Source organism: Lachnoanaerobaculum sp. ICM7 (assembly GCF_000287675.1).
Taxonomy (GTDB): domain Bacteria; phylum Bacillota; class Clostridia; order Lachnospirales; family Lachnospiraceae; genus Lachnoanaerobaculum.
In genome coordinates this window covers 26,925-49,266 of the sequence record NZ_ALJL01000003.1, presented here as the reverse complement: position 1 = coordinate 49,266, position 22,342 = coordinate 26,925, and the positions used below count along the sequence as shown (strand labels likewise).

Genomic DNA, 22,342 nt, shown 5'->3' with positions numbered 1-22,342 from the left:
CTTTTTATCCTAATGTCTTAAAAATATCCATTATTCTATCAAGCTCCACTTGAGAATAATATTCTATTTCAATTCTTCCCTTATTTTTATCTTTCTGGTTTATATGTACCTTGGTTCCCAGAACACCCTGGATACTGTCTTCATACTCCTTATAAAATAAAGATAAATCTCTTGCAGTATCATCATCCCCCTTACTTAACTCTTCAAGATCTACCTTTTTCTTTTTTGATAAAGCCTTTGCAGCTTTTTCAGTATCTCTTACACTGAGACTTCTCTTAATTATATCCAGAGCAAGCAATTCTCTTTTTCCTTCATCTTCAAGACTTAATAAAGCTCTTGCATGTCCTGAAGAGATCTGCCCGTCTATCATATACTGCTGTATATTTTTACTGAGTTTTAAAAGTCTTAGAGAATTGGTAATAGTAGAGCGGTTTTTTGCTACCTTATCTGATAATTCTTCCTGAGTTAAGTTATATTCCTCAATCAAACTTTTATACGCCAAAGCTTCTTCAATAGGATTCAAATCAGTTCTCTGAATATTCTCTATGATAGCAATTTCCTTAGCCTTTTGCTCATCATAATCTCTGACAACAACCGGAACTTCTGAAAGTCCTGCCGCCTGTGCGGCTCTCCATCTTCTTTCACCGGCAACTATTTCATATCTGTTTCCTACTTTTTTTACCAAAATAGGCTGTAATACTCCATATTGTTTCACCGAATTTGCAAGTTCATCAAGGCTTTCCTTATCAAACATCTTTCTGGGTTGATTTCTATTCGGCTCTACCAATGAGATTTTTACCATCAACTCACCGGCACCTTTACCTGCATCTTCTTCTATATTTCTGTCAGTTGTTTCATCAATAGACGCTTTGGTTCCGTTAATATTTCTAAGAAGAGCATCAGCTCCCTTTCCAAGTGCCATTCTCTTTGCCATTTTTACCTCCCGCTTTTACTTAGTACTTCTGATGCCAACATTCTATATGCCTGTGCTCCGGTTGAAGTAGTGTCATATTCTGTTATTGGCATACCGAAGCTGGGAGCCTCCGCCAATTTAACATTTCTCGGTATTATAGTTTCAAAAATATTCTCATCAGATATAACGCTCTTAACACCTTCTATAACCTGTCCGCTTAAGTTGTTTCTTGCATCATACATTGTAAATACAATGCCTTCAATTTCGAGGGTAGGATTAAGTCTTTCTCTGATAAGATTTACAGTTCTAAGCATCTGATTTAATCCTTCAAGAGCGTAATATTCACATTGAATAGGAATAATTACACTGTCAGACGCCATAAAAGCATTTATAGTCAAAAGGCTCAAACTTGGTGGACAGTCAATCAAAATATAATCATACTGCTTATATATTTCACCTATTTTTCTTCTTAAAGTTCTTTCTCTGTCTTCAAGTTCCAAAAGCTCGATTTCTGCACCTGATAAATCCACATTACTTGGAATAATATCAAGATTTTCCACCTCTGTATTTAGTATGGTATCATTTATATCTTCATCACCTATAATAACCTCATATATAGTCTTTTCGGTATTGGTTTTATCTATTCCAAGTCCACTTGATAAATTCCCCTGTGGATCAAAATCTATTGCCAAAACACTTTGTCCTGCCTCAGCTAAGGCGGCTGATAGATTAACAGCAGTAGTAGTTTTACCTACACCACCTTTTTGATTTGCAAATGAAATAATTTTTGTCATAATATCATTCAAGCAATTGCTTGTCCTTTCTATATTTATGTTTCCCGTGAAACATTTTTATTTTTACTATTTTTGTTCTTTATTTTATCCGAAAAGAGCTATATATTTCCTTGTCTTTTTCGAATTTCCACTATAATATATTTTTAAATAAATGTTTCCCGTGAAACATTCTCTATAGATATATATTCAAAGCTTTTAAAAATTCCTTTTCATTCTCTATGTGAGGATATTTGTTGGAATCATCTATTATCACAGCTTCAATAGCAGGATTTATCTTTACATATTCTTTGGTTATATCCGAAGAATCTCTGTTAAATCTGCCCTCAAATATTATAATACTGTTATCTATTTGAGATAATTCAAACTTTATGTTTTTCTTAGTATAGAAACATACAATACTGGAATATAGTGATTTTGGAGACAAACCTCTATGTGCAGCTTCATAACATTTATCCAACATATCATCTGTAAATTTTTCTTTTCTATAGAAGTCCTGCTTTATATTATGTTTTATATTAATTTTGTATACCGCTATATTATATAGTAGAGTTCCTAAAATCGATGTACTGAGTATTGCCTTATATGTTCTGGCCCTTTTTCCCGGTATAAGATGACCGTTTGACAATTTTTCAGGTGAGATAAGTATTATTTTCTCAAATAATGTGCTGTCATTATCACATGCTGAAATAACAAAAGAAGAGCTGTTTCCACTGGTTATTACTGTTGTCCTTTTACCTATAACCACCTTTATAAAATCAGAAATCAACTGAGAAAATATATGATTTGTATATGTCATAAAAGGCTTTTCAGAAAGGCCGCAACCAAGCAAATCAATAGTATATATAGTATGTGTTTTAGCAAGATTATCTATCACCTTGAACCATTCCTCAGATGATGATGCCACCTCCAAAGAGTGTACAAGCAGAATAGGATTACCATGCCCTTTTTTTCTGTATTTTATATTTCCAAATCTCCACTCAAACTCTTTTGTTTTATCTTTCTCAAGAAGATTTTTTGAAACCGCATGAATTTTTGTAATTTTATTTAATAATGATACACCTATCAATGTAGAGGATGAAATCACCATAGCAGTTAAAATTTTTAGGTATTTTTTCACTTTTTAAACCCCTTATTTTATAGAATAATATAAGCCAATAATTAAATTCTGTACTTATATTAATTCGATATATAATTACTTTTATATTTTATCATACTAGTATTTTCTAATCAATGCGATACAGTTAAAATAAATTTATTATTTTTAATGTTTCACATGAAACATTACTTTGTTTCACACTATAAACTATTCAATTATTTATAATTATATATAAATAAAAAACACTGAACATAAAACCGGTTATATCTGTACTTTTTCTAACTTACACCATGTTAAAAAATACATTATGACTATAAAATATACAGACAAAAAAATCCATACAGTACGATGTTTCACATGAAACATTACTGTATGGATAAAATATATGTTTCATGTGAAACATATATTTACTTTATAGGTTCCTTGGTCGGTAAACCGGCTTTTCTGGGATATTTATTAGGTGTAGATTTAATTTTCTTTATATTAAGTAAAATTCTTTCACCATATTCACCCAACTCAAACTTTTCAATATTTCCTGTTTCTCCACCCAACACTTTTATTGCCTTTTGTGCTTCGGATATTTCTACTTCATATCCCTTTGATTTGTATGATACAAAACTTCCTCCAACCTTTACCAGAGGTAAACAATATTCTGAAAGTGATGCCAGATTTGCAACGGCTCTGGATACACATATATCAAATTTCTCTCTGTAATCTTTATTTCTGTCTATATCTTCAGCTCTTGAATGTATTGCATCAACATTTTTTATATCCAAAACATCACAGGTTTCTTTTATAAATTTAATTCTCTTATTCAGACTGTCTATCAAGGTTAAATTCAAATTTGGATATACTATAGCCAAAGGTATGCCGGGAAAACCTGCACCTGTTCCAAGATCTGCTATATTATAGTTATTACTGTCAAGGTCTTTTACTATTTTTTCCAAAGCAATACTGTCTATAAAATGCTTATATGTAAACTCCTTAATTTCTGTTATTGAAGTAAGATTCATAAACTTATTTTTCTCGACCAAAATCTCATAGAATTTATATAGCTTTTCTTTTTTTTCATCAGATATATCTACATCCAAAATATTGCTTTCTGATAAGTATTTTACCATATCATTATACATTCTTTTTCTCCTTATAGGTCTCTAAATATACCAATAATACTGTTATATCTGCAGGTGATACTCCCGATATTCTTGATGCCTGACCGATAGAGCTTGGTCTTACTTTACTTAACTTTTGTACCGCCTCTATTCTAAGACTGTTTACATTATTATAATCTATATCTACAGGTATTTTCTTGTTTTCAAGTTTTTTAAACTGCTTTACCTGTGATTCCTGCCTTTTTATATATCCCTCATATTTTATATTTATATTTACCTGATCCCTGACTTCTTTTCTTAGCTCTTTTCTGTCTTCATCAAGTTCTTTTGTAAGATCGTAATTTAACTCAGGTCTTCTTATTATTTCTGCCAAGTTTGCCGAAGTTTGAAGCGGTGTAGATCCGTTTCTTACTAAAAATTCCTGTACTTTGGAATTTGCTCCTATATGTATATTTTTGAGTCTTTCTATTTCTTCATCTATCTGTTTTTCTTTTTCCAGAAGCCTTTGATATCTTTCCTCAGATATAAGTCCTACTTCATAGCCTATTTTTGAAAGTCTGATATCAGCGTTATCCTGTCTTAAAAGAAGTCTGTATTCAGATCTTGATGTCATCATTCTATACGGCTCATGACTTTCTTTTGTAACAAGATCATCTATAAGCACGCCTATATATCCTTGATCTCTACCTATTACAACCGGTTCTTTTCCCATAACTTTCATGGATGCATTTATACCTGCCATAAGTCCTTGAACTGCAGCCTCTTCATAGCCTGAACTACCGTTAAACTGACCTGCTGCAAACAAACCTTCAATAGCCCTAAACTCCAAGCTGTCTTTTAACTGTCTGGCATCTATGCAATCATATTCAATTGCATATCCGTTTCTTACTATTTCTGCATTTTCAAAACCTTCTATACTTCTGATCATAGCATACTGTACATCCTCAGGCAGAGAACTTGACAGTCCTGACAGATACATTTCATTTGTATAAAGTCCTTCCGGCTCTACAAAAATCTGATGTCTATCCTTTTCAGGAAATTTTACAACCTTATCCTCTATAGAAGGGCAATATCTTGGGCCTGTTCCTTTTATAGCACCTGAAAAAAGTGGTGATCTGTCTATATTTTCTCTTATTATTTCATGAGTCTTTTCACCTGTATATGCAAGATAGCATTTTACCTGTTCTTTTTGTATACTGTCCGGATCGGTTTCAAAAGAGAAAGGTACCACCGGATCATCTCCATATTGCTCCTGCATTACACTGTAATCTATAGTTCTGCCGTCAACTCTGGCAGGAGTACCTGTTTTAAATCTGTTTAAATCTATACCATATTCTAAAAGAGAGGATGTGAGATGATTTGCCGATTTTAGACCGTTCGGTCCTGTATATTCAGCCACCTCTCCATATATACATCTTGCATTCAAATATGTACCTGTCGCCAAAATGACAGCTTTAGCAAAGTACTTACTTCCTGATACGGTTTCAACACCTTTACATATATTATCCTCAATTATAAGCTTTGTTATCTCTTTTTGACATATAGTAAGATTTGGAGTATTCTCCAAGGTTTTTCTCATTTCTTTGGAATATTCCTGCTTGTCAGCCTGCGCTCTGAGAGAGTGCACCGCAGGACCTTTTGATGCATTCAACATCTTAGACTGTATAAATGTTTTATCAATACATTTTCCCATTTCTCCGCCAAGTGCATCAAGTTCTCTTACAAGGTGTCCCTTAGAACTCCCACCTATATTTGGATTACATGGCATCAAAGCTATGGAATCCACGCTTACTGTAAATATTACAGTCTTTAGTCCAAGTCTTGCACTTGCAAGTGCCGCCTCACATCCTGCGTGACCTGCTCCAACGACTACAATATCATATACTTTTTCTATTATATTCATTAGTTACCTCTATTAAATTGTATACAATTATATTACTTACCCATACAGAACTTTGAGAATATTTCATTTACAACATCATCATCCACTGTTTCACCTATTATCTCACCCAGTGCTTCATAGGCATTCAAAAGATCTATTGTAAAGAAGTCCTCTTCATATCCTTCTTCGATACTTGAAAGACACATTTCCAAAGATTCCGATACTTCATTTATTATTTCCTGATGTCTTATATTTGTTATGATTACTTGATCATTGAAATTTATCTCTTTTGAAATAAACTTAGCCTTGATCATATCCTCCAATTCATCTACTCCTATATTTTCCTTGGCTGAGAATATTATAACATCTTTATCGCTGTACTTTTTTATATCTTCAATACTTAATTTCAGCTCTTTATCAGATTTATTAAGAAGTATTATTGCATTTTTATCCTTTACACTTTCAAGTAGCTCTATATCTTCTTTATCTATAGGTAAAAGTCCGTCTATTACTACCAAGTTCAAGTCTGCATTATTACTTGCTTCTATTGCCTTTTGTACTCCTATACTTTCCACCACATCATCAGTCTGTCTGATACCGGCTGTATCCGTGATATTCAAACTGATACCTGACAGTTTTATATTCTCTGTCAATGTATCTCTTGTTGTTCCCGCTATATCGGTAACTATTGCCCTGTCTGTTCTTGAAAGAAGATTTAAAATCGAAGATTTTCCGGCATTCGGCTTTCCTATTATTACCGTATTTATACCTTCCTTTATAATACTTCCATCTTTAAATGACTTCTTTAAGTATTCTATTCTTGTATATAATTTCTTTACTATTTTTTTCAGTTTATCACTATATCCGTCCAGCGAATAATGCTCCGGATCGTCAAGTGCGGCTTCTATAAATGCTATCTGCTCCAGTATCTGAGCCCTTATTGTCTTTATATTCTCTGTTACAGCTCCGTTTAGCTGTCTGATTCCGGCTTTTAATGCCAACTCATTCTTTGCCTCTATTATATCTATTACCGCTTCCGCCTGACTGAGATCCATCTTTCCGTTTAAAAAGGCTCTCTTTGTAAATTCTCCCGGAAGTGCCATCCTTGCTCCCGACTCCAGTACTGCATGCAATACTTTTTCGAGTATCAATATGCCACCATGACAGTTTATCTCTACTGTATCTTCACCTGTGAATGTTCTTGGTGCTTTCATTATCATTACCAAGACTTCATCTATTATCTCTTCATCAAAAAAAATATGTCCGTAGTTGATAGTATGTGAGTCCGCCTCAATCAGTCTTTTCTTTCCGCTGTATATCTTATCGGCTATACTTACGGCATCTTCTCCGCTTATTCTTATTATACCTATTCCACTTTCTCCAAGTGCTGTTGCTATAGCGGCAATAGTATCTGTTCTCTTCATATTTATATAATCCTATTTTATTACCTTTATATTATTACTAAAATAAAAGAGGACTATCAATAACTATGTTATTAACAGCCCTCTTTCACAAGACCGGTTTTTATTGTATTTCCCTTTTAGGGCTTCTTCTGTTTTGTTTGAAATTCTTTTTAGGATAAACTGTTATATGTCTGAAAGGTTCCTCGCCCACACTCTTTGTGGATACCATATTGTCTCCCTGGAGTGCCGCATGTATGATTCTTCTCTCATAAGCATTCATAGGTTCAAGCTCTGTGAACTTACCTGTTTTCTTTACCTTTGCAGCTATATTCTTTGCAAGTATTTCAAGTTTATCTTTTCTCTTTTTTCTGTAGTTTTCAGTATCAAGCTTTATTCTTATATAGCTTTCACTGTTCTTATTTACTACAAGGCTCAATATATACTGAAGTGAATCAAGAGTCTGACCTCTTTTTCCTATCAATACGCCTAAGTCTTCTTCACTCTCTATTACGATAGAAAGCTCATTTGTCTTAAATGAGAAATTATATACCGCATGTGCAGGAAGATTCATTGCTGTGAAGAAATCCTTTAAGAAAGCATCTGCTCTGTCTCTTATCTGCTCAAGCTCATCATTTGTAAGTACTCGTCTACTTGTAGAAGAAGGCTCTTCCTCACCGTAAAACTGTGCATATTCATCTACAGATTCTTCAGACTTTACAGAAGCCTCTTTTTCTTCTACTATAACTTCCTCTACAACAGTCTCCACCTTTTCCGGTGCGGTTTCCTTTTTCTCTACTTCTTTTTTCTCAATAGGAGATTTTTGTTCCTTCTGCTTTTCATACTTCTTTTCTGATGAATTCTTTTTCTCAGTATCAGCAGATTTCTTTATTGTAACCTTAAGAGTCCATGGCTTTACACCGAAAACTCCCAAAAATCCATTAGTGCCTCTTTCAATTATCTCTACATCCACATTATCACTTGTGGTTCCAAGCTCTATCAAAGCCTTGGTTAAAGCTTCATCATAATTTCTTGCTGAAACTCTAGCACTGTCCATCTCTTTCCTCCTATTTATTTTTCTTAGAATTTGCCTGCTTCTCATTGTACTTGGCTACCATATTAGCCTTTGAAGCAAGTGAACCCGGTTTTGCATCCTTATTGTAATACTCTGTTGAATCCTTTAAATTCTTAGCATTCACTTCGTATTTTTTTGCTCTTTCTTCTTTTTCCTGCTTTTCAATTTCATCCATATGCTTTGCATTTTCGATAACTTTCTTATTTGCACTTAATGCAGGAAGTCCTTGCTTTGCTCTCTTTGCATTTTGCTTTGCAAGATTTGACTCTACAAGCTTATCAATATCAAGATCTTTAAGTCTGTAGTTTACAAGTAACTGAATAACTGTTCTTGCAAGTGCGGAAGCTATCCAGTATATACCGATACCTGCAGGGAGAGTAAAACAAAATACTACAGACATAATTGGCATTACAGTATTCATACTCTGCATCTGTTTTGCCATCTCATTCTCAGGCTCTCCGTTCTTTGGCTGGTTTGTTGTCATTACCTTAGTTGATATAAACTGTGTAACTCCGGCCAATATCGGTATTATCCATGCTATATTTATATTATTCATTCCCTGCCATGGTGATACTGACAAATCAATACCGAGGAATGAATTCATCTGCTTAATAAGAGGAAGACTTGTCTCCAATACACCGCTCATATTCGGGAATGTCTCCGACAATGTAGTCCACTTTTCAGGTGTGAATTTATATAATAAATCTATTACTTTATTTGTAACCGTATAGTCATTATTTTCTATAGGAAGCCTTACAGCTTTTGCCAAATCACTTATCTTATTTATATAATCAGACTGTTGCATAAGTGAAGTAGCTACGGTTTCAAATACGCTACGAACACTGGTTACATATGCCGGTATTCTGTATATAACCTGATAAAGACCGAACAATATCGGCATCTGTATAAGAAGCGGAAGGCATCCTCCGGCCATACTTGTACCATATTTACTGTATACGGCTCTGGTCTCAGCATTCATCTTCATTGCCGATTCATTATCTGTTTTTCCCTTATATTTATCCTGTATAGCCTTTATTTCAGGCTGAATTACAGACTGAAGTTTTTGTGACTTCTGCTGATTTATAGTCAAAGGTATCATTATTATATTGATTACAAGTGTAAAAATTATAATAGCGACACCGATATTTGTAATTCCCATATCAAATATCAGATTCATTATAAATCCAAGTATTTCAGCAAACCAACCTATAATAGGTGTGGATGACTTTGTTAACAGTACAATGTCCAAGCTAATTCCTCCAAATTTCATTAGATTTTCTAACTTACTAAATTCCATAAATATACTTATGGCACAGGATCGTATCCACCCTTGGCTAAAGGATTACATCTAAGTATTCTCCATATACTAAGTAATGACCCCTTTATTATGCCATGTTTTTTTAAAGCCTCTATGGCATATTGTGAACAGGTAGGAGTATAAATACAATGTGTTCTGACCTTTAACGGTGACAGATATTTTTGATAGAATCTAATAAGCTTAATCATACCCTTTAATACTAAGCTATTTACTTTCTTCAACATTTTCTCTATCCAGTCTATGTGATTTCAACAAATGTAAGTAGGCACTCTCCAATTTATGGTAATCACCTACATCTGCACCTACTCGTACTACTACTATTATATCTAATCCCTTTTTCTCAATCTTATTCAACCTGAAAATTTCTCTGATTTTCCTTGCAAATGTATGTCTTACTACACTGTTACCGTTTTTCTTTGAAACCGATATACCTATCCTGTTGTAATTCAAATTATTTCCATATACATACATCACAAGAGTTTTATTGGCATATGACTTTCCGTTCTTGTATACTCTTTGAAAATCAGCATTACTTCTTAAAGAAGGAAAATTTTTCACATAAACTCCTCAAATGCAAAATGCATCTTATATTAGATTATTAGATTAAATGTAATACTACCATAAACTAAAAGGATAGTCATAAGACTATCCCTAAGTAATCTTCGACAGATAAACCCTTTACTACATAATGTAGTACTCATCTGTTTTACGGCTGTTGCCTTATTTTTTTAAGCTGATAATCTAGCTCTTCCTTTTGCTCTTCTGGCAGCTAAAACTTTTCTACCGCCTGCTGAACTCATTCTTGCTCTAAAACCATGAACCTTAGATCTTTGTCTCTTCTTAGGTTGGAATGTCATCTTCATGATCTGATACCTCCTTATTTCTTTTCGTTTGTTTAGTCTTTCTCAAGTCTATGTTCTTTACTTTTCCAAAGAACGCACCCTAGTATTATATATAAAGAAGGTATACAAGTCAATAGCTTTATCGCTCTTCACTGATTTTTAATAATGTACCTGCTACAGCTAAAGTAAGGATTGAAGATACTATTGCCTCTGCTACTCCCTGTGTTCCTATTATACCTACTATTACAACCGGCAACTGTGTCAACTCTCTCCCTGTTGCACTTGCGTAATGCTCTCCGAACAGGAAGTATATACCGCTCATTACCAATATTGTGTTTGTTATTGCCGCCATGGCACCTGATACCAGGAGTGCTATTTTCACCTTTCCTGTTTTTCTGATTGCTCTGAAAACAAGTGCAGCCACTATACCTACAAGTATTCTCGGAACAAAACATACTATTACAGATCTTATTCCACCTGTGTATCCCGCTATGGCCGGTGCAAACGGTGAAAAACAAAATGATGTAGGGTTCGGCATAAATGTGTTCTTCCACATACTGCCCAGTCCGAATACAAATCCCAGTCCTGCTCCCTCTTTCCATCCAAGTAAGATTGCCCCTATGGCTACAGTCACATGAATGATAGTTGCGTTCATTATACCAAGCGGTATAAATCCCAAAATAGGTACCAATGTCTGAATAATAATTATAGCTATAAAGATAGACATGATTACCATTCTTTTTGTCTTCTGATAAGAATCTCTCTTCATTTTTTTCTCCTCTCGCTACTACTCCTACTGGATATAATGCACTTAATATTATATATTTAATACTCCGTTTTATCAATGTTTTTATTATCTCAAAGTATGATTATTGTTCCCCGAATTTTTGACTGTTAAAATTCTTATCAACATAATTATCCACATTTACCGGTATATTTTCATTGTTTAAAATGCAAATGTTTATATTTTAGTTATCCACATTTTGTTGATAGTGTGTGGATATTTTATTTTATCGCAATGTTGACATTTCTTGTTTTGGTATATTTTAAGCCATTTTTCTTTGTCAACATCGTTATCAACATTCTGTGTATAAGACTTTTTTACATCTATTTTTATCATTTTTTAATATGGATAATTTATTTTATAGTTTTTAATCAACTACATTGTCCATAACTTTGTGAATATCTATGTTGATAATTTTCTTTTTTACTTTTTCTTTACATTGATATGAATACCTTTTTTTGATATACTTTACCTAGTTTATAATTATCCTAAAGGAGTAAAAAGGATGATAGATAAGATAAAATCCAGTTGGGAGGAAATAATCACATTTTTAAGGGATGATTATGAGCTCTCACCTGTATCATACAATACATGGATAAAACCCATGATTCCTACGTCAATCGATAAGGATTCAAAGGGAGTTTATACATTGGTCATCACTGTTCCTTCACAACCTTTTAAAACTTATGTTACAAAAAAATACTCCCTATACCTTTCGGTATCCATAGAGGAAGTTACCTTAATAAAATGTAATGTTGTTTTTAGAGAAAAGTCGGAGCAGGAAGCAAAAAAATATCAAAATACACTGATAGACAATAAGAGACATCCGGTAAACAACCTGAAGCTTTTAAGTGCAAATCTGGATCCGCTTTATACTTTTGATACATTCGTAGTAGGCAAAAGTAATGATCTGGCACATGCAACCGCTATAGCTGTAGCGGAATCTCCGGGAAGTCAAAATCCGGGGGAACATTACAATCCCTTCTTTATATATGGAGGCGTTGGTCTTGGAAAAACTCACTTGATGCATTCCATTGCACATTACATATTGGAACACAATCCTGAGGCAATCATTTTATATGTCAGCAGTGAGAAATTCCTTAATGAATATATTGATGCGCTTAAAAACAGTAATTTACAGGAATATCGCTCAAAATATCGTAATGTTGATGTACTTCTTATTGATGATATTCAGTTTATCGGCGGTAAGGATGCAATACAGGAAGAACTTTTCCATACTTTCAATGCATTGTATGAGCAGAAAAAACAGATAATACTTTCTTCAGACCGACCTCCTATGGAACTTAAAAACCTTGAAGAGAGACTTCGCTCAAGATTTGCCTGGGGTGTGGCAGTAGAGATTTTTTCTCCGGACTTTGAAACAAGAATGGCAATTCTTAGAAGTAAGGAAGAAAGAGACGGCAAAAACATTGATAATGAAGTTATTCAATTTATTGCTACCAATATAAAGAGTAATATCAGAATGCTTGAGGGAGCTCTAAATAAGCTTTACGCTATGAGCAGACTTAATAAAAATCAGGAGATTGATATAGAGCTGGCAAAAACGGTACTGAAGGATATGATTACTCCTGATGCTCCTACAAAAATAACTTCAGAATATATTGCAACCGTGGTTGCGGATCATTTCAATATCACCTTGGCAGAGTTAAAAGCCAAGGGCAGAAAAGAGCCTGTAGCCACTGCAAGACATATTACAGTTTATCTTTGCAGGAAAATGACCAATGATACTCAAACTAAAATAGGTCAGTTTTTGGGTGACAGAGATCACTCTACGATAGTCAATTCAGAGGATGTAATTACTAAGAGAATCGTCTCTGACAGTGAACTGAATCAGACAATTGAAACTATCAAAAAGAAGATTTCTCCACAGTAATCCAAATTATACGGGTAGTTCCCAAACATGGTGATGTTTACAAAAAACAGCTAAAAAGCAAGTATCTACAAGGCTTTTAAGACTTTTGCACTTATCCACACACTATAATAATACTAATACTAAAATATATTTAATTATTTATCATGGCGAGCGAGCTCTTTCCTGAGTAAAAAATCGCCAACCGGAGGAACAATGAATTTAAAATTTCAAAAAGCACAATTGGTAAATGCTTTAAGCATTGTAATGAAGGCTATATCTACCAAGACTTCAAGTGTTATTTTAGAATCAATACTTATAACGGCAGCTGATAACAGAGTTGTTTTGGATGCTACAGATACCGAACTGTCAATCAGGACAGAAGTTGACGCAATTATAGTAAATCCGGGAGGTGTAGTTTTGAATGCAAAACTCTTCTCCGATATTATAAGAAAATTTGAGAATACGGATTCTTTAATAGAGCTTGATGTAGATAAGGATTTCAAGACCACTATCAGATGTGAGCAGGCGGTATTTAATATTATGGGAATTGATCCTGTAGAGTTTATACCGATGCCGCAGGTAGACAGGGATGATTTTATCAAGCTTTCACAGTTTAGTTTAAAAGAAGTTATCAGACAGACAGAGTTCTCAACAGCCATAAGCGATATAAACAGAATGATGGGTGGAGAACTTATAGATATTAAAGATAATGTGGCTAAATTCGTTACTCTTGACGGACATAGAATGTCTATAAGAAATATCGAATTAAACGGAAGTTTTGAGAATCAAAGATGCGTAGTTCCTATAAAGTCCTTACAGGAAGTTATGAGGATAATTGACAGTGATACTCAAAAAGATGTTAATATTTATTTTTCAAAGGATCATATACTTTTTGAGTTTGACAGAACACTCGTATTATCGAGAATCCTTGACGGTGAATATTTCAGAATTGAGACCATGCTCTCAAGTGATTATGATACAAAAGTTACCGTCAGCAGAAACAGATTCCAAAGTGCTATAGAACAGGCCATGATACTTATCAGGGAAAATGAGCATAAGCCTTTGGTTCTTGATATAGCAAACGGAACACTTACATTGTCTGTAAATTCGTCACTTGGATTTATGGATGCCAAAGTAAACATTGAAAAAAGCGGAAGTGATTTAAAGATTGCCTTTAACCCTAAGTTCTTAGTGGATGCATTAAAGGTAATTGATGATGATTTTGTAGATATTTATTTTACAAATGCAAAATCTCCGTGTTTTATCAGAGATGATAAGAATTCGTACACATATCTGATATTGCCGGTAAATTTTGTAGGATAAAGGTGAAGTATGCAGGAAGTTAGAATTAGAGATGAATATATAAAGCTTGAGCAGGCTATGAAGCTTGCAGGTGCCGTATCAATGGGTTCAGAAGCTAAGATGGTAATACAGGCCGGAGAGGTTTTGGTAAATTCGGAGGTAGAGCTTAGAAGAGGCAAGAAACTTAGAGACGGCGATATATTTACATACGAGAATAATGATTATAGAATCGTTGGAGCTTAAGGACTATAGAAACTATGAGAGTTTGAATATCAAGCTTTCAAGCGGTGTAAATATATTTTACGGTGACAATGCGCAGGGAAAGACAAATATTTTGGAGTCAATATATCTTGCCACCACTTCGAAGTCTCATAGAGGAAGTAAAGATAAAGATATTATAAAATTCGGAAGCAATGAATCGCATATTAAGCTGATGATAGAAAAAAACAGCTCGTCTGTAAGGCTTGATATGCATTTGAAAAAAAGTAAGTCTAAGGGAGTTGCAATAAACGGTATTCCGATAAGAAAGCTCAGTGAGCTTTTCGGTACCTGCAATGTTGTATTTTTTTCTCCTGAAGATTTGAACATTATCAAGAGAAGTCCTAAGGAAAGAAGAAATTTTGTGGACATGGAACTTTGTCAGTTAAATAAGCTCTATGTTTCCACTTTGGTTACCTACAATAAGGTGCTTGATCAGAGAAACAAGCTTTTAAAAGAAATCGGTTTTAAGAGCGGTGTTGAGGATACTTTGGATATCTGGGATATGCAACTTGTGAAGTACGGTAAGGATTTGATTGCTTATAGAGAAGCCTTTATAAAGGAATTAAATGAGGTCATTTACGGTATACACTCTTTACTCTCAGGTGGTGAGAAGATAAATGTAGTATATGAAAAGAATGTTGAAAAAGATGATTTTGAAGAAGAACTGAAAAAATCAAGAACAAGTGATATAAGGTATAAGACTACAAATGTAGGACCACATAGAGATGATTTTTCATTTTTTCTAAACGGAGAAATGGATTTGAAAAAATTCGGCTCACAAGGTCAACAAAGAAGTCTTGCATTATCATTAAAATTATCCGAGATAGAGCTTATAAAATCAAGATACGGAGAATTTCCGGTACTTTTACTGGATGATGTATTATCCGAGCTTGACGGAAAAAGACAGTCTCATCTTTTGGAGTCCATAAAACATATTCAAACTTTGATTACCTGTACAGGTGTTGAAGATTTTTTGAATAAATCTTTGGATATTGGAAAGGTATTTAAAGTAACAAATGGTACAATAAAAGAAAGTGAATATAATTAAATAATTGTATACAAGGATTTTATAAAATTGTTTAAATTTTGAGTAATAAAAAAATCCTTTTTTGTGGTGTTATGTGGATGTAAAATAAAAATAAAAAACTTACACCTTGTTAAAAACTAATAAAAATACAGAATGCAAAAACGATAATATATAAAAAATAATGTTAAAATCTTCGTAAAACTCTGTTAAAATTTGCAACCTTCAAAATTGTGTGTTATATTATCACACATGTATATTTATAAACTGATTTCGGAGGTAATATTCAATGACAAAAAAGAGAATTAATACATTCATAGGATCTATAGGAGCATTTATCGGAGTTTTAGTATTCTTATCTTATATACCGCAAATTATAGCAAATATAGGTGGTGAGAAATCTCAACCGCTGCAGCCGCTTGTAGCGGCAATATCTTGTTTGTTATGGGTTATATATGGCTTAACAAATGAACATAAAATAGATTATATCCTTATTATACCGAATGCGGCAGGTGTAGTTTTCGGATTTTTGACTTTTATAACAGCTTTGTAATAATGTATATTTTAGGGGTGCGTGGCACCCCTTTTTTCTTATTTATATGTAGTAATTTTATTCCACATTTTCAAAAAAAATGTTATAATATATCGATATGACATTAAGAGTAAATTTTCCTGAGAATGTATTCTCAGATGATTTAAAGGAGATAGTATGAGTACAGAGTATGATGCATCCCAAATTCAAATACTGGAAGGTTTAGAGGCCGTTAGAGTAAGACCCGGAATGTATATTGGTTCAATATCATCAAGGGGTCTTCATCATCTTGTTTATGAGATAGTAGATAACTCTGTAGATGAGGCTCTTGCAGGATTTTGTACCGAGATAAAGGTAAAAATAAATGAAGATAATTCAATCACTGTAAGAGATAATGGTAGAGGTATACCGGTAGACATTCAGCAAAAGGCAGGAAAGCCGGCGCTTGAGGTAGTATTTACAATACTGCATGCCGGGGGAAAATTCGGTGGCGGAGGATATAAGACCTCAGGCGGACTGCATGGAGTAGGTGCATCTGTAGTAAATGCATTATCTACATGGTTGGATGTAAAGGTTTATAAAGAAGGCAAAATTTATCATATGCGATTTGAAAAAGGTAAAGTCGTAGAAAATATGCATGTGATAGGTGAATGTGATCCCGGTGAAAGCGGTACCGAGGTAAGCTTCTTACCGGATGCAACTATATTTGAGGAAACGGTATATGACTTTGATATATTGAAAGTCAGATTGAGAGAGACAGCTTTTCTTACCAAGGCATTAAAAATTGTTTTGATTGATGACAGAGTAGAAAAAAAAGAAATGTCTTTCCACTATGAGGGTGGTATCAAGGAATTTGTTACCTATCTAAATAAGGGTAAGGCACCTATATACGATGAAGTAATATACTGTGAGGGTGTGAAAGAAAAGGTGGTTGTTGAAGTTGCAATGCAGCACAATGACACTTATACAGAGGGAATTTATACTTTTGTAAATAATATAAATACTCCTGAGGGTGGAACTCATCTTTCAGGATTTAAAAATGCACTTACAAAGACATTTAATGAATATGCCAGAAACAATAAACTGCTGAAGGAAAATGAGGATAATCTTTCAGGAGAAGACATAAGAGAAGGACTTGTAGCTATAATCTCTGTGAAAATACAGGACCCACAGTTTGAAGGTCAGACAAAGCAAAAACTTGGAAACTCCGAGGCACAGACTGCAGTTAATGCTATAGTAAGTGAGAAGCTTACTTATTTCCTTGAGCAAAATCCAGGAATAGCAAAGCTTATAAGTGATAAGGCTATTACAGCACAAAGAGCAAGAGCTGCGGCAAGAAAGGCAAGAGATCTTACAAGAAGAAAGTCTGCACTTGACGGTATGAGTTTACCGGGTAAATTGGCTGACTGTTCAAGTAAGAATCCTGAAGAATGTGAGATATTTATAGTCGAGGGAGATTCTGCGGGAGGTTCCGCAAAATCTGCAAGAAAGAGAGATACACAGGCTATTTTGCCTCTTAGAGGAAAGATACTCAATGTGGAGAAGGCAAGACCTGATAAGGTATATTCAAATGCCGAGATTAAGTCAATGATTACAGCATTCGGTACAGGTATACAGGAAGATTTTGATATCAGTAAGCTTCGCTATAATAAAATCATTATAATGACTGATGCAGATGTGGACGGAGCTCATATTGATACTTTGATGCTGACATTTATATACAGATTTATGCCTGAACTTATAAAGGAAGGTCATGTATATCTGGCTCAGCCTCCACTGTATAAGTTAGAGAAGAATAAAAAGGTATGGTACGCATATTCTGATGAAGAACTTGATAATATCTTAAAAGAAGTCGGAAGAGATCAGAATAATAAGATACAAAGATATAAAGGTTTGGGAGAGATGGATGCCGAGCAACTTTGGGAAACAACCATGGATCCTGAACGAAGAGTACTTAAAAAAGTGGTACTTGACGAGTCTATGCTTTCAGAAACAGATTTAACATTTAATACTCTTATGGGAGACCAGGTTGCTCCGAGAAGAGAGTTTATAGAGACAAATGCGAAGTACGTATCGAATTTGGATATTTAAAAAGGTAGGTTAAAATATGGAACCAAATGTTTTCGACAAGTTTAATGAGATCGACTTAAAGAAAACCATGGAAAAGTCATATATTGACTATGCAATGAGTGTTATTGCAGCAAGAGCGCTTCCCGATATAAGAGACGGTTTAAAGCCTGTACAAAGAAGAGTGCTCTTTTCTATGATAGAACTGAATAACGGTCCTGATAAGCCGCACAGAAAATGTGCCCGTATTGTCGGAGATACAATGGGTAAATATCACCCACACGGAGATTCTTCAATATACGGTTCATTGGTAAATATGGCACAGGATTGGTCCATGAGATATCCTCTTGTGGACGGACACGGAAACTTCGGATCTGTGGACGGTGACGGCGCGGCTGCCATGAGATATACCGAGGCAAGACTTTCAAAGATTGCGATGGAGATGCTCGCCGATATAAATAAGGACACTGTTGATTTTGCTCCAAACTTTGATGAGACTGAAAAAGAGCCTACAGTACTGCCGTCAAGATATCCGAACCTCCTTGTAAACGGTACCACAGGTATTGCGGTAGGTATGGCTACAAATATTCCTCCTCACAATCTAAGTGAGGTAATAAATGCCGTAGTAAGGATAATAGATAATAAGATAGAAGAAAAAGAATCTACTATCGATGAGATGCTTGATATCATAAAGGGACCTGACTTTCCTACAGGTGCACATATACTTGGACTTAGAGGAATCAGAGAAGCCTATACTACAGGTAGAGGCAAGATAAAGGTAAGAGCGGTATCTGAAATAGAAGCTATGCCAAACGGCAAAAACAGAATTATAGTTACCGAGCTTCCATATCTTGTAAATAAAGCAAAGCTTATCGAAAAGATTGCCGAACTTGTAAAAGATAAAAGGATAGACGGTATTACAGATCTTAGAGATGAATCAAACCGTGAAGGAATGAGAGTCGTTATAGAACTTAGAAGAGATGTAAATGCTGGGGTTATATTAAACAGATTATATAAGCATACACAGTTACAGGAAACTTTCGGTGTAAATATGCTGGCGCTTGTAAATAATCAGCCTAAGGTGCTTAATATTTTACAGATGCTTGAGTATTATCTTGCACATCAGGAGGATGTAGTAACAAGAAGAACAAAGTATGATCTCAATAAAGCTAAGGAAAGAGCTCATATTTTGGAAGGCTTGCTTATAGCCCTTGATAATATTGATGAGATCATAAAGATTATCAGAGGCAGTGCAAATGTAAGCATTGCAAAAGAAGAACTTATAAAGAGATTCGGACTTAGCGACGTACAGGCTCAGGCTATAGTTGATATGCGTCTTAGAGCTCTTACAGGTCTGGAAAGAGAAAGACTTGAGTCTGAGTATAATGAGCTTTTGGCTAAGATTTCATATTTTGAGGGAATATTGGCAGACGAGAAAAAACTTCTGGGTGTGATAAGAGAGGAAATCCTTACTGTTGAAGATAAGTATAAGGATGACAGAAGAACGGGCTTTATACAGGATGATGATATGGAGGACGAGGACCTTATTCAAAGAGAAGATATCATCATTGCAATGACAAAGCTTGGATATATAAAGAGAATGAGTCCTGACAATTTCAATGTACAAAACAGAGGAGGTAAGGGAATCAAGGGAATGCAGACCATTGATGACGACTTTATCGAAGACATTGTTATGTCAACCACTCACAATGATATTTACTTCTTCACAAATAAGGGTAGAGTATATACTATCAAGGGATATAAGATTCCGGAAGCTTCAAGAACCGCAAGGGGTGTTGCAATAGTAAACTTATTGAATTTGCAGCCGGATGAGAAGATTTCCGCTATTATTCCAAGTGAGGCAAAGTCAAAGGACGGATATCTCTTTATGGTAACAAAGAAGGGTACTATAAAGAAATGTCAGATAAATCTGTTTGACAATATTAGAAAGAACGGACTGGCGGCTATAAATCTTACAGAGGATGATGAGCTGATAGAAGTTAAGGTAACTCATGGTGATGACGATCTTATCATAGTTTCAAAAGACGGTATGTGTATAAGAATCAATGATAAGGATATAAGAGCTATGGGCAGAGGTGCTACAGGTGTTCGCGGTATGAGACTGAATAAAGATGACGAGGTCATCGGAATGCAGCTGGCATCTCAAGGGGAATATTTGCTTCTTGTTTCTGAGTATGGATATGGAAAGAGAACAAGGATATCCGAGTTCAAAGTCCAAAACAGAGGCGGTAAAGGTATCATATGCTATAAAGATAATGAAAAGACCGGAAAGTTGGTCGGAGCAAAACTCGTTAATGAAGACAGAGAACTTTTGCTTATAACCACAGAGGGAATCATTATCAGAATAGAAGTAAGCGGAATATCAGTGCTTGGAAGAGCCGCATCAGGTGTTAAGCTTATGAATATAGACAGAGAAAGCGATACCAAGATTGCAAGTATTGCTAAGGTCAGAGAGGAGAAAAACACCGAATCTGAAGAAGAAAGCAATACATAGAAAGGAAATAAAATGCAAAAAATACCATTTTTGACATTAGATAAAGTAAGAGAAATTGTAAAAACATATCCGACTCCATGGCATATATATGACGAAAAAGGAATCAGAGAGAATGCAAAAAGATTAAATGAAGCTTTCAGTTGGAATAAGGGATTTAAAGAATACTTTGCTGTAAAAGCCACTCCGAACCCTTTTATAATGAATATATTAAAGGAATGCGGTTGCGGTATGGACTGTTCTTCTATGACAGAACTGGAATTAAGTGATGCATGCGGTTTTAGCGGAAAAGATATAATGTTTTCCTCAAATGACACTCCTATAGAAGAATTTAAGTTTGCAAATGATCTCGGTGCAATAATAAATCTGGATGATATAACACATATAGAATATGTGGAAGAAATTTGCGGGAAATTGCCTGAGACTATGAGTGCCAGATACAATCCGGGTGGATTCTTTACTATGTCAAACGGTATAATGGACAATCCGGGGGATGCCAAATACGGCATGACTCCGGAACAGATTATAGAAGCATTCAATATAATGAAGTCAAAAGGTGTAAAGTACTTCGGTATTCATGCATTTCTTGCGAGCAATACAGTTACAAACGAGTACTATCCTAAACTTGCAAAGGAACTGTTTGAGTTTGCCGTAAGAATAAAGAATGAGTGCGGTATATGTGTAAGCTTTATAAATCTGTCAGGTGGAGTGGGTATACCATATACACCTGATCAAGAGCCTAATGATATATTTGAGATAGGCAAAGGTGTAAAAAAGGTCTATGACGAGGTACTTGTAGCAAATGATATTAAAGATGTCGCTATATTTACAGAGCTTGGAAGATATATGCTTGCACCATATGGAGCTTTGGTAACAGAGGCAATACATGAAAAGCATACACATAAAGAATATATAGGTGTGGATGCCTGTGCGGTGAATCTTATGCGACCTGCCATGTATGGAGCATATCATCACCTTAGCGTACTTGGTAAGGAAGAAAAAATTTCAGATCATACATATGATGTTGTAGGTTCACTGTGTGAAAACAATGATAAGTTTGCTATAGACAGAAAACTTCCAAAGATAGACAAGGGTGATTATATCTATATTCATGATACAGGAGCACATGGATTTGCAATGGGATATAATTATAACGGAAAATTAAAGTCGGCAGAGCTTTTATTACAGGAAGACGGAAATGTAAAACTTATAAGAAGAGCCGAGACTGATAAGGATTACTTTGCAACATTTGATTTCTGTGACATTATGGATAAATATTTGAAATAAAATGAAAGATATTCTTTTCAGGTTTAAGAAATAATTCATAATAAGTTCAACAGTATTTCAATTCTTTTACGAAGAAATATGATAATATTACATCATCATAAAGAAGCACTTACAATGAATCCTATATATAGAAATCCTTAAGAAGGCACCCCGTAAAAAGGGTGCTTTTTTAATTTGTTGAAATATCATTCTTGTATTGCTTAAAATAATATAACTTGATAGAATGTACAAGACTAAAGCATTATATATTGATAAAAATCGATATATA

The 22,342-nt window shown here is 34.6% G+C and carries 20 protein-coding genes; 8 read left to right on the top strand and 12 right to left on the bottom strand.

Annotation, left to right across the window (positions count from 1 at the left end):
• Positions 1–4 precede the first annotated feature (4 nt).
• The 12 genes from HMPREF1140_RS00715 to HMPREF1140_RS00660 form a co-directional block, all read right to left on the bottom strand.
• On the bottom strand, positions 5–934 hold the full coding sequence (locus tag HMPREF1140_RS00715) for a ParB/RepB/Spo0J family partition protein (RefSeq protein WP_009661992.1): 930 nt from the start codon (positions 932–934) through the stop codon (positions 5–7).
• A gap of 2 nt (positions 935–936) precedes the next feature.
• Positions 937–1,707 carry a ParA family protein gene (locus HMPREF1140_RS00710; protein ID WP_035619632.1) on the bottom strand — a complete coding sequence of 257 codons (771 nt, stop codon included), beginning with the start codon at positions 1,705–1,707 and terminating at the stop codon, positions 937–939.
• A gap of 172 nt (positions 1,708–1,879) precedes the next feature.
• Positions 1,880–2,824 (bottom strand): alpha/beta hydrolase, encoded by a 945-nt coding sequence (locus HMPREF1140_RS00705; protein ID WP_035619627.1) that lies wholly within the window; start codon positions 2,822–2,824, stop codon positions 1,880–1,882.
• A gap of 386 nt (positions 2,825–3,210) precedes the next feature.
• The gene (rsmG, locus tag HMPREF1140_RS00700; protein ID WP_009661995.1) at positions 3,211–3,936 is read right to left on the bottom strand and encodes a 16S rRNA (guanine(527)-N(7))-methyltransferase RsmG; all 726 of its coding nucleotides are present in this window, start codon (positions 3,934–3,936) and stop codon (positions 3,211–3,213) included.
• Positions 3,929–5,818: a tRNA uridine-5-carboxymethylaminomethyl(34) synthesis enzyme MnmG gene (gene mnmG, locus HMPREF1140_RS00695; RefSeq protein ID WP_009662017.1), complete on the bottom strand. Its 1,890-nt coding sequence runs from the start codon at positions 5,816–5,818 to the stop codon at positions 3,929–3,931. Before mnmG ends, rsmG begins: the two co-directional genes overlap by 8 nt.
• A 32-nt stretch (positions 5,819–5,850) precedes the next feature.
• Positions 5,851–7,221 carry a tRNA uridine-5-carboxymethylaminomethyl(34) synthesis GTPase MnmE gene (mnmE, locus tag HMPREF1140_RS00690; RefSeq protein ID WP_009662024.1) on the bottom strand — a complete coding sequence of 457 codons (1,371 nt, stop codon included), beginning with the start codon at positions 7,219–7,221 and terminating at the stop codon, positions 5,851–5,853.
• 100 nt (positions 7,222–7,321) lie between these two features.
• On the bottom strand, positions 7,322–8,254 hold the full coding sequence (gene jag, locus HMPREF1140_RS00685) for an RNA-binding cell elongation regulator Jag/EloR (RefSeq protein ID WP_009662030.1): 933 nt from the start codon (positions 8,252–8,254) through the stop codon (positions 7,322–7,324).
• 10 nt (positions 8,255–8,264) lie between these two features.
• On the bottom strand, positions 8,265–9,521 hold the full coding sequence (locus HMPREF1140_RS00680) for a YidC/Oxa1 family membrane protein insertase (protein WP_009661999.1): 1,257 nt from the start codon (positions 9,519–9,521) through the stop codon (positions 8,265–8,267).
• 56 nt (positions 9,522–9,577) lie between these two features.
• Complete coding sequence (gene yidD, locus HMPREF1140_RS00675) at positions 9,578–9,814, bottom strand: membrane protein insertion efficiency factor YidD (RefSeq protein ID WP_035619625.1); 237 nt, start codon at positions 9,812–9,814, stop codon at positions 9,578–9,580.
• Positions 9,795–10,148: a ribonuclease P protein component gene (gene rnpA / locus HMPREF1140_RS00670; protein WP_009661993.1), complete on the bottom strand. Its 354-nt coding sequence runs from the start codon at positions 10,146–10,148 to the stop codon at positions 9,795–9,797. The genes yidD and rnpA overlap by 20 nt, the downstream gene beginning before the upstream one ends.
• Positions 10,149–10,318: 170 nt before the next feature.
• Entirely contained in the window at positions 10,319–10,453 is a 135-nt protein-coding gene (gene rpmH, locus HMPREF1140_RS00665) for a 50S ribosomal protein L34 (RefSeq protein ID WP_007594921.1), read from the bottom strand.
• A gap of 118 nt (positions 10,454–10,571) precedes the next feature.
• A complete protein-coding gene (locus HMPREF1140_RS00660; RefSeq protein WP_009662008.1) occupies positions 10,572–11,201 on the bottom strand; it encodes an ECF transporter S component in 630 nt (209 codons plus the stop codon).
• Positions 11,202–11,721: 520 nt separating this feature from the next.
• Here HMPREF1140_RS00660 and dnaA point away from each other — a divergent pair.
• From dnaA to HMPREF1140_RS00620, 8 genes are all read left to right on the top strand, one after another.
• Complete coding sequence (gene dnaA, locus HMPREF1140_RS00655) at positions 11,722–13,110, top strand: chromosomal replication initiator protein DnaA (protein WP_009662010.1); 1,389 nt, start codon at positions 11,722–11,724, stop codon at positions 13,108–13,110.
• A 192-nt stretch (positions 13,111–13,302) separates the two neighbouring features.
• Positions 13,303–14,412, top strand: a complete 1,110-nt coding sequence (dnaN, locus tag HMPREF1140_RS00650; protein WP_009662033.1) for a DNA polymerase III subunit beta — start codon at positions 13,303–13,305, stop codon at positions 14,410–14,412.
• Between the two features lie 9 nt (positions 14,413–14,421).
• On the top strand, positions 14,422–14,634 hold the full coding sequence (locus HMPREF1140_RS00645; RefSeq protein WP_009221218.1) for an RNA-binding S4 domain-containing protein: 213 nt from the start codon (positions 14,422–14,424) through the stop codon (positions 14,632–14,634).
• Positions 14,609–15,700, top strand: coding sequence for a DNA replication/repair protein RecF (recF, locus tag HMPREF1140_RS00640; protein WP_009662006.1), 1,092 nt, complete (start codon positions 14,609–14,611; stop codon positions 15,698–15,700). Before HMPREF1140_RS00645 ends, recF begins: the two co-directional genes overlap by 26 nt.
• A 265-nt stretch (positions 15,701–15,965) precedes the next feature.
• On the top strand, positions 15,966–16,229 hold the full coding sequence (locus tag HMPREF1140_RS00635) for a SemiSWEET family transporter (RefSeq protein ID WP_007594929.1): 264 nt from the start codon (positions 15,966–15,968) through the stop codon (positions 16,227–16,229).
• A gap of 156 nt (positions 16,230–16,385) precedes the next feature.
• Positions 16,386–18,299 (top strand): DNA topoisomerase (ATP-hydrolyzing) subunit B, encoded by a 1,914-nt coding sequence (gene gyrB / locus HMPREF1140_RS00630; RefSeq protein ID WP_009662016.1) that lies wholly within the window; start codon positions 16,386–16,388, stop codon positions 18,297–18,299.
• A 16-nt stretch (positions 18,300–18,315) separates the two neighbouring features.
• Positions 18,316–20,790 carry a DNA gyrase subunit A gene (gyrA, locus tag HMPREF1140_RS00625; RefSeq protein ID WP_035619622.1) on the top strand — a complete coding sequence of 825 codons (2,475 nt, stop codon included), beginning with the start codon at positions 18,316–18,318 and terminating at the stop codon, positions 20,788–20,790.
• Positions 20,791–20,802: 12 nt separating this feature from the next.
• On the top strand, positions 20,803–22,074 hold the full coding sequence (locus HMPREF1140_RS00620) for a diaminopimelate decarboxylase (protein ID WP_009662025.1): 1,272 nt from the start codon (positions 20,803–20,805) through the stop codon (positions 22,072–22,074).
• Positions 22,075–22,342 lie beyond the last annotated feature (268 nt).

Bases quoted from the DNA above. Each gene is read 5' to 3' on its own strand.
- dnaA (WP_009662010.1), top strand. From the start codon at position 11,722: ATGATAGATAAGATAAAATCCAGTTGGGAGGAAATAATCACATTTTTA.
- dnaN (WP_009662033.1), top strand. From the start codon at position 13,303: ATGAATTTAAAATTTCAAAAAGCACAATTGGTAAATGCTTTAAGCATT.
- gyrB (WP_009662016.1), top strand. From the start codon at position 16,386: ATGAGTACAGAGTATGATGCATCCCAAATTCAAATACTGGAAGGTTTA.
- HMPREF1140_RS00710 (WP_035619632.1), bottom strand. From the start codon at position 1,707: ATGACAAAAATTATTTCATTTGCAAATCAAAAAGGTGGTGTAGGTAAA.
- yidD (WP_035619625.1), bottom strand. From the start codon at position 9,814: ATGTTGAAGAAAGTAAATAGCTTAGTATTAAAGGGTATGATTAAGCTT.
- HMPREF1140_RS00660 (WP_009662008.1), bottom strand. From the start codon at position 11,201: ATGAAGAGAGATTCTTATCAGAAGACAAAAAGAATGGTAATCATGTCT.
- rpmH (WP_007594921.1), bottom strand. From the start codon at position 10,453: ATGAAGATGACATTCCAACCTAAGAAGAGACAAAGATCTAAGGTTCAT.
- HMPREF1140_RS00715 (WP_009661992.1), bottom strand. From the start codon at position 934: ATGGCAAAGAGAATGGCACTTGGAAAGGGAGCTGATGCTCTTCTTAGA.
- jag (WP_009662030.1), bottom strand. From the start codon at position 8,254: ATGGACAGTGCTAGAGTTTCAGCAAGAAATTATGATGAAGCTTTAACC.
- recF (WP_009662006.1), top strand. From the start codon at position 14,609: ATGATTATAGAATCGTTGGAGCTTAAGGACTATAGAAACTATGAGAGT.
- mnmE (WP_009662024.1), bottom strand. From the start codon at position 7,221: ATGAAGAGAACAGATACTATTGCCGCTATAGCAACAGCACTTGGAGAA.
- mnmG (WP_009662017.1), bottom strand. From the start codon at position 5,818: ATGAATATAATAGAAAAAGTATATGATATTGTAGTCGTTGGAGCAGGT.
- HMPREF1140_RS00620 (WP_009662025.1), top strand. From the start codon at position 20,803: ATGCAAAAAATACCATTTTTGACATTAGATAAAGTAAGAGAAATTGTA.
- gyrA (WP_035619622.1), top strand. From the start codon at position 18,316: ATGGAACCAAATGTTTTCGACAAGTTTAATGAGATCGACTTAAAGAAA.
- HMPREF1140_RS00635 (WP_007594929.1), top strand. From the start codon at position 15,966: ATGACAAAAAAGAGAATTAATACATTCATAGGATCTATAGGAGCATTT.
- HMPREF1140_RS00645 (WP_009221218.1), top strand. From the start codon at position 14,422: ATGCAGGAAGTTAGAATTAGAGATGAATATATAAAGCTTGAGCAGGCT.
- rsmG (WP_009661995.1), bottom strand. From the start codon at position 3,936: ATGTATAATGATATGGTAAAATACTTATCAGAAAGCAATATTTTGGAT.